Consider the following 14,762-nt stretch of genomic DNA (forward strand, 5'->3'; position numbering starts at 1 on the left):
CCTCGTTTCCGCCGCAATTCGGACGAGCGACACTTGACCATGCGGATATTTACGAATGAGATAGGAATGCTCGCGCCGGGAGGGTCAGCGGGCCGCCGGCTGCATTTCAAAGAACAAGGGGAGCGGCGCGGTGTATCAATTCAAGAAACAGATAAAGGTTGGGAAAATGAAAAAGACGCTTCTGTCAGCCGCAATTGGCGCTGCAGTCATGGGCCTCGGCTCGGCTGCCTCCGCGGCTACGCTCGCTGATGTCAAGGCCAAGGGTTTCGTTCAGTGCGGCGTCAATACCGGCCTTGCCGGCTTCGCGGCACCGGACGCGTCGGGCAACTGGACGGGTTTCGACGTCGACTACTGCAAGGCCATCGCCGCCGCCGTCTTCGGGGATGCGACCAAGGTGAAGTACACGCCGACCACCGCGCAGGTCCGCTTCACGGCGCTGCAGTCGGGCGAAATCGACGTGCTTGCACGTAACACGACCTGGACGATCAACCGCGATACCGCGCTTGGCCTGAACTTCCGTTATGTCAACTACTATGACGGCCAGGGCTTCATGGTTCCGAAGAGCCTGAACGTGAAGTCTGCCCTCGAACTGTCGGGCGCCGCGGTTTGCGTTCAGTCTGGCACCACCACCGAGCTCAATCTGGCCGACTATTTCAAGGCCAACAACCTGCAGTACAACCCGGTGGTCTTCGAGAAGCTCGAGGAAGTCAACGCCGCCTATCAGGCCGGCCGTTGCGACGTTTACACGACCGACCAGTCCGGCCTCTATTCCCTGCGCCTGTCGCTTTCCAATCCGGACGATCACATGATCCTGCCGGAAATCATCTCCAAGGAGCCCCTCGCCCCGGCCGTCCGCCAGGGTGACGACCAGTGGTTCGATATCGTGACCTGGACCGGCTTCGCTTTGGTACAGGCCGAGGAATTCGGCATTACCCAGGCCAATGTCGACGAGATGAAGGAATCGACCAACCCCGACATCCGCCGCTTCCTTGGTGTCGAAGCCGACACCAAGATCGGCACCGACCTCGGCCTCACCAACGAGTGGGCCTACAACATCATCAAACAGGTCGGAAATTACGGCGAGGTCTTCGAGCGCAATATCGGCCAGAACACGCCGCTGAAGATCGAGCGCGGCCTCAATGCTCTCTGGACCAAGGGCGGCCTGCAATACGCGCCCCCGGTCCGCTGATCTCCGGATCGTGAATTGATAAGGCGGCCCCGGCCGCCTTATCTCTCATGAGAACTCATAAAAACGCATAAGAAAAAGAAGGCCTGAACAAGGTCATAAGGGGATTTGGCTAGCATGACAGACGCTGCACTCGCGCCTCCCGAGGCGAGGACTCTCCGGTCCTATGTCTACGACCCCAAATATCGGGGTATTTTCTTCCAGATACTCGCACTCGCAATCGTCGTCATCTCCGGCTGGTGGATATTCGATAATACGACAGAGAACCTTGCGCGCGCCGGTACGGCGTCCGGGTTCGGCTTCCTCAACGGCCGCGCCGGCTTCGACATCAGCACGACGCTGATCCCCTACACGAACGACTCCACCTATGGCCGCGCCATCGTGGTCGGCTTTCTCAATACGCTGCTGGTGGCGTCCCTCGGCATCGTCACCGCCACGATCATCGGCTTTCTCGTCGGTCTGGGGCGCCTTTCCAGCAACTGGCTGATCGCCAAGCTTTGCACCGTTTATGTGGAAGTCTTCCGCAATATCCCGGTGCTCCTCGTGATCTTCTTCTGGTATAAGGGCGTGCTCGACACCCTGCCGCAGGTCAGGGATTCGATCGCCCTTCCGTTCAACATATTCCTCAACAACCGAGGTCTCGCCTTCCCGAAACCGATTTGGGGAGAAGGTGCGGTCGCCGTTCCGATCGCCTTCGTGCTCGGCATCATCGCCGCGCTCGCGGTCGCGCAATGGGCAACGAAGAGACAGATGGCAACGGGGCAGCAGTTCCCCATCATCTGGACGGGTATCGGGCTTGTCGTCGGGCTGCCGATCCTTGCCTTCCTGGCTGCGGGGGCTCCCCTCACCTTCGACCCTCCGATTGCCGGCCGCTTCAACATGACGGGCGGAGCCCGTATCCTGCCCGAATTCGTCGCCCTCTACCTGGCTCTGTCGCTCTATACGGCATCCTTCATTGCCGAAGTGATCCGCTCCGGCATCCGCGGCGTGCCGAAGGGGCAGACAGAAGCTTCCTCCGCGCTCGGACTTCAACCGGCGATGACGACCCGCCTGGTGGTTGTTCCCCAGGCTCTGCGCATCATCATTCCACCGCTGACCAGCCAGTACCTCAACCTGACGAAGAACTCTTCGCTCGGTGTCGCAATCGGCTTTCCCGAACTCTTTTCCACGACCAGCACGACCCTCAACCAGACGGGACAAGCCGTGGAAGCGATCTTCATCATGCTGACCGTCTATCTCACCATCARCATTCTGACCTCGCTGTTCATGAACTGGTTCAACGCCAAGATGGCTCTGGTGGAAAGATAAGATCATGAGCGCAAAGAACGTCGCTTTCGTCCGCCCTCAAATGCTGCCGGCCGAGCCGGCCCCGCTCAGCACCAGGAGCGTCCCAGGCTGGATCAAGGCAAACCTGCTCGCAACGCCGAGGGATACGATCCTCACCGTGCTGGCAATCGTCTTCCTGCTTTGGGCGCTGCCCGGCGTGCTCGACTGGCTGTTCTTCGACGCCGTCTGGTCGGGCACCGACCGAAGCGCATGCACGACCATCGCTCAGGGCGGCATCCAGCCCGACGGCTGGAAAGGTGCCTGCTGGGCGTTCATCGGGGACCGCTTCCAGCAGTTCATGTTCGGACGCTACCCCTATGACGAACGCTGGCGCCCGATACTGGTCGGCGTCATGTTCATCGCGCTCCTGGTGCCGATCCTGATTCCGAAGCTGCCGCGCAAGGGTCTCAACGCCATACTGCTTTTCGGCGTCCTGCCTATCGTCGCCTTCTTCCTGCTGCACGGCGGTGCGTTCGGGCTGCGGGAGGTGGAAACCCCGCTCTGGGGCGGCCTGATGGTCACCTTGATCCTGTCCTTCGTGGGTATCGCCGTCTCGCTGCCGATCGGCATTCTCCTGGCGCTGGGGCGCAGGTCCAACATGCCGATCATCCGCACGCTCTGCGTCGGCTTCATCGAAATCATCCGCGGCGTGCCGCTGATCAGCGTGCTCTTCATGGCGAACGTGATGCTGCCGCTCTTCCTGCCGACCGGCTGGACGATCGACAACTTCCTGCGCGCCCTCGTCGGCGTGGCGCTCTTCGCCTCCGCCTACATGGCCGAAGTCATCCGCGGCGGTCTGCAGGCCATTCCGAAGGGGCAGTTCGAAGGCGCGGACTCGCTCGGTTTGAGCTATTGGCAGAAAATCCGGCTGATCGTCATGCCGCAGGCGTTGAAGCTGGTCATTCCCGGCATCGTCAATACCTTCATCGGTCTCTTCAAGGATACCTCGCTGGTGTCGATCATCGGCATGTTCGACCTGCTTGGCATCGTGCGCCTGAATTTCACCGATACGACCTGGATCACGCCCGTCACGCCGCTGACCGGCCTCATCTTCGCCGGCTTCATCTTTTGGCTTTTCTGCTTCGGCATGTCGCGCTACTCCGCCTTCATGGAGAGGCATCTAGACACCGGCCATAAGCGCTGAGCTGGCAGCAAACGATAACAAAGGGGAAAAAGATGGCAGAAGCCAAACCCAAGAAAATGACGATCTCCGACACCGACGTCGCCGTCGATATCATCAAGATGAACAAGTGGTACGGGGATTTCCACGTGCTGCGCGACATCAACCTCAAGGTCATGCGCGGCGAGCGCATCGTCATCGCCGGCCCGTCGGGCTCCGGAAAATCGACGATGATCCGTTGCATCAACCGCCTCGAGGAGCATCAGTCCGGCCGCGTCGTCGTTGATGGCATCGAGCTCACCAACGATCTCAAGAAGATCGACGAGGTGCGGCGCGAGGTCGGCATGGTGTTCCAGCACTTCAACCTCTTCCCGCATCTGACGATCCTGGAAAATTGCACGCTCGCGCCGATCTGGGTCCGCAAGATGCCGAAGAAGCAGGCGGAAGAGATTGCCATGCACTATCTCGCGCGCGTGAAGATCCCCGAGCAGGCGCATAAATATCCCGGCCAGCTTTCCGGCGGCCAGCAGCAGCGCGTGGCGATCGCCCGGTCGCTCTGCATGAACCCGAAGATCATGCTTTTCGACGAGCCCACCTCGGCACTCGATCCGGAAATGATCAAGGAAGTGTTGGACACCATGGTAAGCCTTGCCGAGGAAGGCATGACCATGCTCTGCGTCACTCACGAAATGGGCTTTGCCCGCCAGGTGGCCAACCGCGTGATCTTCATGGACCAGGGACAGATCGTCGAACAGAATTCGCCCGCGGAATTCTTCGACAATCCGCAGCACGAGCGCACCAGGCTCTTTCTCAGCCAGATCCTGCACTGATCGGGACTTTCAAGAAAAAGGGCGCCAAAAGGCGCCCTTTTTTTTCGAGGATACCTGTTCGAGGAGCGCGCTGCTGCTACCAGGTGAAGGAATAGCGGGCGTTCACGTTGACCGCGGTATCGGTCGAAGTCGTCGTCCGCCCGACGGAGCCGCTGAGGGTCATATTCTTCCCGAATTTCTGCTCCAGCCCGAGATCGGCGCCGAGCGTTCCGAAATTGTCGGCCGCCCTGCCCTTCACGACAAGAGCGGTCCCCAGCGTGCCGGGGCGCGCGATGCGCAGCGACTGGCTCGTTTCCAACCCGCACCACTCCTGCGCGAGGCCATCATAGCGCATCGCATAGCTGCTGCGCCGCTCGACATCGATCGTCGGCGTCGCGACGCGCTTGTCATAGTAGTTCATGGTGATTGCGCCGCTGCCGTGCAGCGCATCGAAGGACAAATCGATGTCGCGGTTGCTTTCATAGGCGGGTCTCTGAATGACCCGGGTCTTCACCTTGCCCCAGACATTGACCGGGGTCTCCACCAGTCTCCCGCCCTTGGAGGCCGACATCCCGATATTGATACCAGCCTCGGGCTCGAGCCTGGTCGGCAAGCGCATGCCCATCTTCACCGAATAACTGGTGTCCGAATTCTTGGCCGGTTGCCAGATCAGCCGCCCGCTATCGGCAACTGCCGGAGCCGCTGCAAGAAGAATGGAAACCATGGCCGCCATGCCGGCGCGAATCGTCTTGGTCATGAGAACCCCCGGACGAAATCAAATAATCTACCCGCCACGGCAGCCGAAGCCGCCCGGTTAAAAGCCATTGAATGTGCTTGACGCGTTTCGTGGGTCCTGCCCGCGAAATCCAAATCCGGTCTTCCCCGTACATGACGGCGGAACCGATGCATCGCTAATATAAGAGTGGAAGCGGCTCATCCCAAGCCGAAATTTTCGCAAACATGGAATTGATCCATCCGCGTTGCCCATTTGCTGCAGACTCGGACGACACCGCGAACCCGTGGGCAAGTCAACAGGATCAGCAAGATGCCACACGACTGGCTCTTGCTTGGCATTGACCTGAATAGTTTGCCGCTGCTACCGTATATTTCAACAAGTTCATGGCTATATTCACCTAGCTAATAGAGTTTTATGCAGATTCTCGTTATCAACCTGGATCGCTCCACCGACCGGTGGCGTCATATGCAGGATCAGTTTGCCAAGCTTGGTTTGGCCTGTGAACGAATTCCAGCGATCGACGGCCGCCAAAGTGGGGCAATACCGCTACAAAGCGGGCAGTGGCGGTTTTTAAAGCCCACCGAGATAGCTTGCTTCCTGAGCCATGGAAAATGCTGGGAATATTTCCTTGAAGGAAACAGCGAATACGCAGCAGTATTCGAGGATGACATATATCTTTCCGATAACGCTGCGGACATTCTCTCCGGAAGAATGGCTATTCCCCGGGACATCGGTATCCTGAAGCTCGAAACATTTGCAAGCCCCGTGAGATTGTCGAAGCACTCCCTTCACTCCTGGGAGGGGTATGACATTCACCGACTGCATAGCTCTCATTTCGGTGCTGCGGGATACATCATGTCACGACGCGCTGCCGAAATCATTGTAAGCCTTAGCAGGCAAGGCACCCTCGATCCGGTGGATACGTTCCTGTTTGGACGACGGGGTGCGTTCTGGAAGAAAAACGAAGTTTTCCAGCTAAGCCCTGCTATCTGCGTACAAAGCACACTCGACCGCCGAGGCGAGCATATTTTCCAGACCACCATAGAATATGAAAACCCGATCCGAAGAAGGTTCGGGCTCCATCAAAAAGCTTGGCGGGAAATCTCCAGAGTTATCGATGATGCCACCGATATGCTGCAAAGCAGGAAGCGCACGACAGCCGTGGTTCCCTTTGGGCGCCCGGCTAAAAAAGCGGGATAGTGGCGACCCCTGTAGGAATGCCAGAAGTTCCAAATTTATGAGTGTTTTCAATGAAAATCGCCAATGGTGAGGGGAATCCAAGCACCATTGATTTGATTATCGAATTTTAAGCCGTCCCCTCACCTTTTGCGATCTCGAAACCGCCCTATCCTCTCCTCTATGAGCGACATCCCTTCCCCAACCCTCCCCATGGGAGACGAGAACCGACACCTGTTTTGCCAGATGGCGGTTGAGATACCGCTGCAGGATCTCATCGAGGGTGCGGTGAAGGCGGGATGGGAGGAGACGGAGGTTCTAACGGCGATCATCGAGGTCGCGGACAACCTCATGCTGGCAGCCGGCGCGAATGCCGAAGTGGAGGCGCTACTGTACGCGCTGAAGCGGAAGCTCGAATAGTTGCGCCTAAGTCCCGACGACGGTCACCAGCTTACGGTCCGTTATGCAATTCTCGATCGCTTCTGTGTGCTCATTGAGGAAGGCAACAAGGGTTGCAGGGTCCGACATCTTCAGGGTGCATTCATATACCGCTCTGGCGCCGAACTCGGTTGGGCTGACCTCCGGATCATTGCGCAAATCCTTCAAAAGGTCGGATGCATCCTTCATGCACGCCTCTAGCGTGGTGGCGAAGTGAAGATCCTCGTCGTCGCCCGGAATGATCTGGTATCCGTAAACTACAATCCCCACGGCGAGTCCTCCCTGCTGTGCCGTTCTCACTTGGGATAGGCCATATTCCCCAAAATCGCCATCTGCCAATATTGATAGATTTCAATCGGGCAGGCGATAGACATCACCCGCGTCCGCTTCGTCCCTAATCCCTTTGAATGATGGATGCCTAAGCTTCCCGTCATGGGTCCAGCCACGATACTCGATTTCAGCGATCAGTGCCGGAGCGGTCAGCACCAGGTTCTTGCCGCGGATCATCACTGGCGGCAGTCTCGTCTTGAGCTTGTCGAGCTGCTTCTTGAGACGCCTCGCCTCGTCCTGGCTGAAGCCGGTTCCTACCCCGCCGACATAGACGTGATCCACGCCCTTATACGCAGCCAGGAGAAGGCTTGCGATCGCACCCGGCACCTTCGTCGATGGCTCGTAGCCCACGACCGTGAAGCTGTCGCTGAGGACGCATTTGATCTTCAGCCAGTCGCCGGTGCGTCCGGATCGATACGGCCGATCCCGGTGCTTGGCGATGATGCCTTCCAGGCCCGATTGGCAGGCGCGGCGCAGCATTTCATCCGGATCGTTGTCAAAGGTCTCGGAAAGCCGGATAGAGCCGTCAGCGCCCACGAGGAGGCTTTCCAGCATCGATCGCCGGCCCTCGTACTCCATGCCCCTCAGATCATGGCCGTCGAAGTAGAGGAGATCGAAGGCGTAGAGAAGCGAGTTTCGCGAGGGAAGCTTGCCGCCCCGGCCGCCGAGCGAGTTTTGCAGCATGCCGAAGTTCGGCAGGCCATGCTCGTCAAGGACGACCGCTTCCCCGTCCAGGATCATCGTCGTCGGGCCTAGCGCCTTCGCCGCGTCAACGATCGCCGGAAACCGGTGCGTCCAGTCATGGCCGTTCCGGGTAAGAATTCGAACGCGGTTCGGCTCGATATGCACCGCCAGCCTGTAGCCGTCCCATTTGATCTCATAGAGCCATTCAGGACCATGCGGTGCCTTCGGTTTCAGGAGCGCGAGGCACGGCTCTACCCGCTCGGGCATAGGATCGAAAGGGAGTTGCGGCTGCTTGGGATCGCGCTTGCGGATCGGCCGGCTTTGGAGCGGCAGATCGGTTTCATTGAGCAGCGGCTTGGAGGCTGGCTTTTTTGGGCGCTTGGTCATGCCCGATATTACATCAGCGAGCTCTTAATAACATTCATCATTGACTCATCGCATCGGATGAGAACATAATCAGAACATCGGAGCCGCATTGCGGCGGCGCTCCCTATGAAAAGTTACAAAAGAAGAACGCGCTTCGGCGCGAAGGAGAAGTCGTGTCCGCAGATTGTTTGAGGTGGGATCATGCCTAAAACCGAAGGTCCTGACCCACGGTATAAATGGCGTCTTACCGACCCGGAGGCGCCTGACCACTTTGCCGGTTTCGATGGCGAATGGCGCGTAGGTAGCATCCAAAAGCATCACATGGGATTTTGGCAATGGTTCGCGGACCTGTCGGAATATCCGCATGGTCCTGCGCTTTGCGCTGCTTCAGGAATTGCCGATACGCCGCGGCTCGCGGCGAAGGCGGCCGAGGATTGCTATGATGCTCAGCTCGCTGGGACATGGCCGGGGATGAGCGAACAGATGATTATGACGGCCAGGGAACTTGCTGTGCGGGAAGGCAGACAGAGGAAGGATGCCTAGCGTCGAATACAAGGGCTTTGCCCATCCGAGGGTGGAAGCGCAGATACCCAGGCTGACCGATGCGCATTCAGCCGGCCAGTATGTCAAAATGTCGTGTTGCTGGTGCAAGATCACGAGGATGTACCGCCCGTTGGACATTCTGAAGCTCGTGGGCGATGTTCATGTCCTGAAGCTCCACCGCCGGTTCTACTGTGAGAAATGCGGCCGGAAAGACTACATGGCAGTGGAGTTCAAGAACGTGATGGGTAGCGAGATCGCCGGCATGCGGATCCGCGAGCTCGTGGAAATCAGGATGGTGAAAAAGCCGATCTGGCGCGACACGAAGCTTTAAGGGGAGAAAGGCGGAATGTGCAATCTCTACAACGTTTCGACCAACCAGGAAGCCATGCGGCGGCTGACCAAGTCCTTCGACCGCCTGGGCAACCTGCAGCCGTCCTTGGACGTCTATCCGGACCAGATGGCACCGATCGTCAGGAACAACGCTGGAGAGCGCGAGGCGGCATGGGTGCGGTGGGGAATGCCAAGCTCGCAAAAGGCGCTCATGGACGCGGCGAGCAAGAGGGCCGACAAGCTGCGGGCCAAGGGCAAGGAAGTGGATTTCAATGAGCTGCTGAAGATGGAGCCCGACCGCGGAACGACGAATATCCGCCGCGTCGATAGTCAGCACTGGCGCCGGTGGCTCGGAGAGGCAAACCGCTGCGTGGTTCCGTTCACCCGATTTGCCGAACCCGATCCGGCCAGTGCCGAAGGTGGCCGCATCCCGAACGCATGGTTCGCCGGCGACGAAAGCGAACCGCTGATGTTCTTCGCCGGGATCTGGGTGAAGGATTGGGAATGTGTCCGCAAGGTCAAGGACGGGCTGATCACATGCGACCTGTTCGGCTTCCTGACGACAGACCCGAACGGTGTCGTCGGTCCTATCCACCAGAAGGCAATGCCGGTGATCCTGCGGAACGAGGATGAGATCGAGACCTGGCTAACAGCACCCTGGGAAGAGGCAAGGAAGCTGCAAAGGCCCCTGCCCGATGATGAACTGGTGCTCTTGCCGAAACGCGAGGAAGCAGCGCCGGAGCCGCAAGGCTTGCTGCTGTAGCTCAAGGGAGAAGTGCGATGGAACTCGACCTGGAGGCCTGGGCACGAGAAATGCGGAGGATTGAGTGGGAAACCAGAGAGCCCAAAATCCGCTATCGCCGCCTTATGGAACGGCTCTCGACAATGAAGGCGCCGGATCGCGAAGTCGATGTGGAGCTGGCCGCCTTGATCGGGCGCAAGAAGATGGAGCGGCGAGAAGATGGCGAATGGCTCGCCGACGGGAAGGTTATTCCGCCCGACACAGCCTCACGCGAGGCCGCTCTCGCCTTGTGGTGGGAATGCTTTCCTGCCGATTGGGATGAACCGCCGGAGGAAGCCGACGCCATAGAAATCTGTTGGTGGAACGCCCAGGAAACCGAATACTGAACGCAGGAGAGCAGCAGCATGGCCGACGAAGGACGAACCAGCCAGCCGGAGGCATCGGTTCACGTAAATCACTATTGCTGCATTGACGGATGTGGGCAGTGGGGAGGGTTTGGCTTTGCCAGGACCAGGGCGGAGCCGGTCACATGGTGGTGCTTCGAACACTATCCACAGTGGGAAGAGATCAAGAGGAATGCTCGAAAGAGCGCCTGATCAGCGCCCCATGAGAAGTCCCGCAATTCTCTTCAATACGTCGGCAAAGGAAACGCCCAAGGCAATCCCGGCGATCCCCATCATACCCAGGGCGCCCATGCCCATGAGCTTCCACCTTCTCACATCCTCGGTGACTGGCTTCATATCCTTCACGTCATCCTGAACGGTATCGACCGAGGCTTCCACCTTGCTCACCCGATCGACAATCTCGTCCATCCGGCGATGCATGGAGGCGCGGCTGACGTCCGACTTTTCTTCCGACCTCCGCATAGTCTCCAGGATCATATCTACCTTGGCAGTGAGTGAGCCGATCTGTTGATGCATCGCGTTATCATCCGCTGGTGCCACGTTCTGTCCCCTGTATAATGCTGCGGCATATGAATGGTGCCGATATGCGATGCGATAAGTGCGACGATACCGGTTGGATCTGTGAGGCTCACCCGAACAAGCCCTGGGCTGGCCCGAAGGCATGCCATTGCGGCGCGGCCGGAATGCCCTGCCCCGTTTGCAATCCGGATGAAGGTGAAGAGCGTGAGCCCGACCTCACGCGAATGATGCGATCGGTTATCCGAGCGCCGGGGAAGACGGTGAACTRGCCTACTTCCGGCACCCGGCATCCTGCCGGCACTGATCGTTGTTGGAGGCGATCGCCGGGCCTGCCGTGGCATCCCGCGAGGCCAGCCGCGCCGCCTGAGCGTCGGAGAAGCGCACGATCTGATAGCCGGAGCCGTCAGTCGCATTCCCGCTCTGGCAAGCCGCTGTCACGCATGAAAACAAGACAACGATCGCGATCCGAAAGCTTGCGGAAATTCGCATTGTTCTTCTCCAGGTTCTCGATGCGATTGAGGGCGTTTTTGGCCGCTTCGATCTTGGCGGCCTCGGTCGCTTCTTGCCGCCCGTAGAAATAGGCAGGAGCGGCCACCAGGGCGGCGCCGACGAGACCGCCGACGCCGAGCTTCATCCAGTCGAAGAAGGTCATCACGCCTCCTCCCAATCCGGAATATCGACTGTCCGCCCCGCGAGCGCATGGGTGCAATCGCTGAGGAACTGGATTCTCCCATCCGTTACGAAGGAATGGCAGACGGCCGGCGGCGCACCATCAACGCCAGCGTCGGGCCCGTTGTAGGTTACGAGAACGGAAGGTGTGAAAGTCGGCGCATCGGGATTGCCGTTGTATCCCCATCGAGGACCGGGACCGGTGCCGACGCCTACCTGATGTGCTCCATCACAGCCTGGGCACCAGAACATCAGCCGTCCGCCCTCGACGCTCCGAAGCTTTCGCGAGAGAGCAGCCATCAGCCGACCTCCGCCTTGATCTCTCGAACGGCGGCGATGATCTGGCTGCGAAGCAGGACGAAAAGGAGAAGTACGACCACCAGAACCACGCCGCCGGCGACGATCGCCTGCCAATCCATGCCAGCCAGCCAACCGAGGCCGATGGTGCTCAGACCACCACCGCCGGTCAGCCAGGTCAGCCAGTTCGACTTTTCCTTCACCTTCTCCTCGACCTTTTCCGGCACGACTGGCTTTTCAACCGATACTTCGACCGTCTCGATCGGCTGGCCTTCCGCGTGTCGTCGCTTCACCTCGGCCAGGACCGAACGGACCTTGAGGGTTGAGACCGCGGCATGCTGGCCGCCATAGTGCCCCTTGCCCGCCGTCGTCGGTAGGCTCGCCCATTCCTTGGCGAGGTTATTGATGAGCGTGTCCTCGCTGAGCCGGCCGGCGAGGTATTTGTCGATCCCACGGATGCCGAGCAGGTAGCAGGCCATCTCGTCCTGGCATTCCTGGTCGAACTTGCGGGTCGCCGGGTACCGATCGGGCAAGTCCTTCCGGATCTTGCGAGCCGTGGTGCGGACAATCTGATACCGACCGCAGGCGGACGAGTTCAGCTTGTTCTTCGGATGCTTGAGCATCTGCGACTGCAGTGCGTCGAGCTTCGCCAGCGTCATCGCGACGAGGTTCACATCGCCGTCGGTATAAGCGCCATAGGCAAGCGTTTCGTTATAGCCGTCGCCCTTGTCGGTGCCTTCCGTGAAGCCGATGAGGTCGAGCATCGGGCGATAAACGTAATAGGAATCCGCCGCCGCGTTGATGCGTCGTGACATGGTTTTCTCTCCTGATTATGTGCTAGGAATTATCAATCGCCGGGATGGCTGTTACCTTTCGCCGGCCTAGGGAGCGCTAAATGAGCATTGAACTTTCGACACTGGACGAACGCGCCGAAGCCGAAGAAGCGATGGTAGAGGCCATGCGGATCCTGAACAAAGCCATTCGCAGGGTTCACGAATCCGGCCTCACCGTAGAAGTCGAGGTACTGACGGTGCTCACCGGCTGTGGCCAGATGCCCCAGGTGAGCGTTGGGGCTCACGACAGGCAAAAGGGCGCGATTTAGTCGCGGAACGCTGCCTCGGCGCCAGGATCACATTTAATTCGACGTCGAGGGAACCGATTCAGGACGAACGGTGTTCTATGTGCCGCTGCGAACGCCCATCTCCCTCGATCGAAATTCGCAGCCGTGAGGCCTGGTGGAGTAGCAGCCACCAGGCCTCTTTCATTTGATATTTACCTGATCCAGAGGAACAGATTGCGCCGAGGCAATGGCGGTCATACGCAGTTATCGCCGTGGCAGTCCTCCCCGACCCGACGCGGCAGAGAGGTCAGGGAGGAGATCGCAGCCCGCCCAGACCTCTCTTTTCATCCCTCATTTTTTATGGGTTTCTTCGACACAGCGGCGTGTAGGATTGAGCCGCCGTGAAGAGACCCCAATCCCTAGCGGCGGGGCTCGATATGGTATCGTGAGCCTATGTCGGGCCTCTTTATCTCTCACTTGGAACTTGCCCCGAAGCGGCGAGTTTGGCTGACGTCGCGGGCTCCTTGGATCGTTTCTCCTCCGCGACCGTGGGCCGGCAGGAGCACGGACTGCCGGTCCTATGCTTAAGGTCATCATCCAAAGGTGGTAGGAACTCGCGGTTGCCGTACCTCGTTGGGTACCGTCGCGGCACCTCCACCCGCCTATTATCCGCGACTGTAGGGCCGGCAGGCGTCCAAACTTGCCGGTCCTATGCTTGGCTTGATCCAGCATCTTCAAACGACCACATAAGGGTTGCGGCAAGGCGCTCACTTCAGCAGCCAGTCGCGGGCCGGTGCACATGTCTTGGGGTGCGCCGGCCGGGCATGCCTTGCTCGCAATCTGCCGGCGGGTTATTACATTGACGCACAACCACTGGACTGCGTCARACATGAGAAAGCTTCTCCTAAAAACCGCCGTAGAGAAAACGGGAAACGATACGGTGATCCGCGTTTTTCTGATTGGCGACGGCCTGCCGCGCGAAGTACAAGACGGCGGCATCTACTTCCATCTGAAAGGATATACAGGCTTCAAACCCTCGTCTCTCCACGATGGCCTGATGTTTCTTTTCCTTTTCGTGGCGATGGAAGGCTTTGACGTATTCGAGATTGACGCTCCTGTAAGCCGCAAGGCAATCCGAAATGCTCATGCATTCCAGGAGGCGTGGGCTTGTCTGATGCCCGACCGATACAAAGCGTGCAAAATCTCAGCCAAGAAAGAGGTTGGCGACTTCTGGCTTTCCCTTCGGCGCAGTGAGACAGCGCTGTCAGCCTTCTCGGGCGGCTTAGACGCAACCTTTCTAGCAGTCCGCCAGTCTCAGTCGCACAATTGGACGTACCCGCTCAAAGCATCTGTAATGATCCACGGCTTCGACGTTCGCTACGATAACGATGAAGCCTTTGACCGGCTCGTGTCGCGCGTGGAACCATTATTGTCAGGCTTGAAGATCAAGCCGTACTTGGTGAAAACCAACATTCGACAGTATGAGTTGCAGAGTTGGGAACACAGCTTTGCCGCCCAGGCAGCCGGCGTAATGCACCTGTTCTACAAGGATTACTCCTACGCCCTGTTCGGAAGCTCCGAACCATACGACAACCTCGTATTCCCATGGGGATCTACGCCGGCGACTGATTACTTGTTGTCCGGCGCAGGCTTGGATTTAGTCCACGAGGGAGCCGGTTACTCGCGAACCGAAAAGGCCGCCCTTGTCGCCACTAACTCCATCGCGAAACGCACCCTCAAAGTGTGCTGGGAGGGACAAGATCAGGCCGTGAACTGCGGCCGCTGCGAAAAATGCGTGCGGACTCGCCTTAACTTCATGGCAGTGGGGGTGCCGAATCCCGAGTGCTTCAATGAACCATTCGAGGCCGACATGATCCGCACTATATCAGTTAAGGTGCCTGCCCAGCTTACAGAATTGAAAACGATACTGGATTATTGTCGCAAGCACGATGTGCATGGCGAATGGGTCACAATCCTTCACAAGAAAATCGAGGAGCAACAGTTGCGATTGGCGAAGGCGGCTTAGT

19 protein-coding genes are annotated in these 14,762 nt (G+C 58.7%); 12 read left to right on the forward strand and 7 right to left on the reverse strand.

What is annotated here, in order from left to right; translation table 11 throughout:
* The first annotated feature begins 166 nt into the window (after positions 1–166).
* The 4 genes from LCM4573_RS11585 to LCM4573_RS11600 all read left to right on the forward strand — a co-directional run bounded on the left by LCM4573_RS11585 (position 167) and on the right by LCM4573_RS11600 (position 4,462).
* Complete coding sequence (locus LCM4573_RS11585; RefSeq protein ID WP_071006605.1) at positions 167–1,189, forward strand: amino acid ABC transporter substrate-binding protein; 1,023 nt, start codon at positions 167–169, stop codon at positions 1,187–1,189.
* Between the two features lie 114 nt (positions 1,190–1,303).
* A complete protein-coding gene (locus LCM4573_RS11590; protein WP_071006436.1) occupies positions 1,304–2,494 on the forward strand; it encodes an amino acid ABC transporter permease in 1,191 nt (396 codons plus the stop codon).
* Between the two features lie 4 nt (positions 2,495–2,498).
* Positions 2,499–3,656, forward strand: a complete 1,158-nt coding sequence (locus LCM4573_RS11595; RefSeq protein WP_071006437.1) for an amino acid ABC transporter permease — start codon at positions 2,499–2,501, stop codon at positions 3,654–3,656.
* Between the two features lie 32 nt (positions 3,657–3,688).
* Positions 3,689–4,462 carry an amino acid ABC transporter ATP-binding protein gene (locus tag LCM4573_RS11600; protein WP_071006438.1) on the forward strand — a complete coding sequence of 258 codons (774 nt, stop codon included), beginning with the start codon at positions 3,689–3,691 and terminating at the stop codon, positions 4,460–4,462.
* 76 nt (positions 4,463–4,538) lie between these two features.
* Here the strand turns inward: LCM4573_RS11600 and LCM4573_RS11605 are convergent, their stop codons facing one another.
* Positions 4,539–5,198, reverse strand: a complete 660-nt coding sequence (locus LCM4573_RS11605) for a hypothetical protein (protein ID WP_083347404.1) — start codon at positions 5,196–5,198, stop codon at positions 4,539–4,541.
* 393 nt (positions 5,199–5,591) lie between these two features.
* Between LCM4573_RS11605 and LCM4573_RS11610 the strand changes: the two genes are divergently transcribed.
* On the forward strand, positions 5,592–6,377 hold the full coding sequence (locus tag LCM4573_RS11610) for a glycosyltransferase family 25 protein (protein ID WP_071006439.1): 786 nt from the start codon (positions 5,592–5,594) through the stop codon (positions 6,375–6,377).
* 222 nt (positions 6,378–6,599) lie between these two features.
* Positions 6,600–6,773, forward strand: coding sequence for a hypothetical protein (locus tag LCM4573_RS28070; RefSeq protein ID WP_157895500.1), 174 nt, complete (start codon positions 6,600–6,602; stop codon positions 6,771–6,773).
* A gap of 6 nt (positions 6,774–6,779) precedes the next feature.
* Here the strand turns inward: LCM4573_RS28070 and LCM4573_RS11620 are convergent, their stop codons facing one another.
* Positions 6,780–7,061, reverse strand: coding sequence for a hypothetical protein (locus LCM4573_RS11620; protein ID WP_071006441.1), 282 nt, complete (start codon positions 7,059–7,061; stop codon positions 6,780–6,782).
* An 81-nt stretch (positions 7,062–7,142) separates the two neighbouring features.
* Positions 7,143–8,192: a non-homologous end-joining DNA ligase gene (ligD, locus tag LCM4573_RS11625; protein WP_071006442.1), complete on the reverse strand. Its 1,050-nt coding sequence runs from the start codon at positions 8,190–8,192 to the stop codon at positions 7,143–7,145.
* Between the two features lie 180 nt (positions 8,193–8,372).
* Here ligD and LCM4573_RS11630 point away from each other — a divergent pair, with 180 nt between their 5' ends.
* The 4 genes from LCM4573_RS11630 to LCM4573_RS11645 are packed head-to-tail and all read left to right on the forward strand — an operon-like array spanning position 8,373 to position 10,172.
* Positions 8,373–8,714 (forward strand): hypothetical protein, encoded by a 342-nt coding sequence (locus LCM4573_RS11630; RefSeq protein ID WP_071006443.1) that lies wholly within the window; start codon positions 8,373–8,375, stop codon positions 8,712–8,714.
* On the forward strand, positions 8,707–9,045 hold the full coding sequence (locus LCM4573_RS11635; RefSeq protein WP_071006444.1) for a hypothetical protein: 339 nt from the start codon (positions 8,707–8,709) through the stop codon (positions 9,043–9,045). The genes LCM4573_RS11630 and LCM4573_RS11635 overlap by 8 nt, the downstream gene beginning before the upstream one ends.
* A 15-nt stretch (positions 9,046–9,060) precedes the next feature.
* Positions 9,061–9,807 (forward strand): SOS response-associated peptidase, encoded by a 747-nt coding sequence (locus tag LCM4573_RS11640; RefSeq protein WP_071006445.1) that lies wholly within the window; start codon positions 9,061–9,063, stop codon positions 9,805–9,807.
* A 17-nt stretch (positions 9,808–9,824) separates the two neighbouring features.
* Positions 9,825–10,172: a hypothetical protein gene (locus LCM4573_RS11645; protein ID WP_071006446.1), complete on the forward strand. Its 348-nt coding sequence runs from the start codon at positions 9,825–9,827 to the stop codon at positions 10,170–10,172.
* Between the two features lie 210 nt (positions 10,173–10,382).
* Here the strand turns inward: LCM4573_RS11645 and LCM4573_RS11650 are convergent, their stop codons facing one another.
* From LCM4573_RS11650 to LCM4573_RS11665, 4 genes are all read right to left on the reverse strand, one after another.
* The gene (locus tag LCM4573_RS11650; RefSeq protein WP_071006447.1) at positions 10,383–10,706 is read right to left on the reverse strand and encodes a DUF1515 family protein; all 324 of its coding nucleotides are present in this window, start codon (positions 10,704–10,706) and stop codon (positions 10,383–10,385) included.
* 406 nt (positions 10,707–11,112) lie between these two features.
* A complete protein-coding gene (locus LCM4573_RS11655) occupies positions 11,113–11,361 on the reverse strand; it encodes a hypothetical protein (protein ID WP_071006448.1) in 249 nt (82 codons plus the stop codon).
* Positions 11,361–11,678: a DUF6527 family protein gene (locus LCM4573_RS11660; RefSeq protein WP_071006449.1), complete on the reverse strand. Its 318-nt coding sequence runs from the start codon at positions 11,676–11,678 to the stop codon at positions 11,361–11,363. Before LCM4573_RS11660 ends, LCM4573_RS11655 begins: the two co-directional genes overlap by 1 nt.
* Positions 11,678–12,490 (reverse strand): hypothetical protein, encoded by an 813-nt coding sequence (locus LCM4573_RS11665; RefSeq protein WP_071006450.1) that lies wholly within the window; start codon positions 12,488–12,490, stop codon positions 11,678–11,680. The genes LCM4573_RS11660 and LCM4573_RS11665 overlap by 1 nt, the downstream gene beginning before the upstream one ends.
* A gap of 80 nt (positions 12,491–12,570) precedes the next feature.
* Here LCM4573_RS11665 and LCM4573_RS11670 point away from each other — a divergent pair, with 80 nt between their 5' ends.
* Both LCM4573_RS11670 and LCM4573_RS11675 read left to right on the forward strand, forming a co-directional pair.
* A complete protein-coding gene (locus LCM4573_RS11670; RefSeq protein WP_071006451.1) occupies positions 12,571–12,777 on the forward strand; it encodes a hypothetical protein in 207 nt (68 codons plus the stop codon).
* 847 nt (positions 12,778–13,624) lie between these two features.
* The gene (locus LCM4573_RS11675) at positions 13,625–14,761 is read left to right on the forward strand and encodes a hypothetical protein (RefSeq protein WP_071006452.1); all 1,137 of its coding nucleotides are present in this window, start codon (positions 13,625–13,627) and stop codon (positions 14,759–14,761) included.
* Position 14,762: the final 1 nt, after the last annotated feature.

The organism is Rhizobium sp. LCM 4573, assembly GCF_001854865.1.
Classification (GTDB): domain Bacteria; phylum Pseudomonadota; class Alphaproteobacteria; order Rhizobiales; family Rhizobiaceae; genus Neorhizobium.